The organism is Enterococcus sp. H57, from assembly GCF_003112495.1.
Lineage (GTDB): Bacteria > Bacillota > Bacilli > Lactobacillales > Enterococcaceae > Enterococcus_B > Enterococcus_B faecium.
In genome coordinates this window covers 1-203 of record NZ_BEHC01000094.1, presented here as the reverse complement: position 1 = coordinate 203, position 203 = coordinate 1, and the positions used below count along the sequence as shown (strand labels likewise).

At 36.0% G+C, this 203-nt stretch carries 1 protein-coding gene; it reads right to left on the bottom strand.

Annotated elements, in window-relative coordinates:
* Positions 1-203, bottom strand: a 203-nt coding sequence (locus DIZ30_RS13285; protein WP_109023293.1) for an IS30 family transposase, incomplete at both ends; no start/stop codon positions are given.

Genomic DNA, 203 nt, shown 5'->3' with positions numbered 1-203 from the left:
ATCCTTGATTGACTTGGTGGAAGTCCATTTCTTTTGGTAGTCCATCTTTTCGGAGGAGTCCGTTTGAATGTTCATTTAATCCCCGTTGGGAAGGCGTTCCTGGGTCTGCGAAATAAATATCAATATCATTCGTATTACTAATACTTTTCCAATTAGAGAATTCTTTTCCACAATCAAAGGTAATTGATTTGAAAAGATTTTTG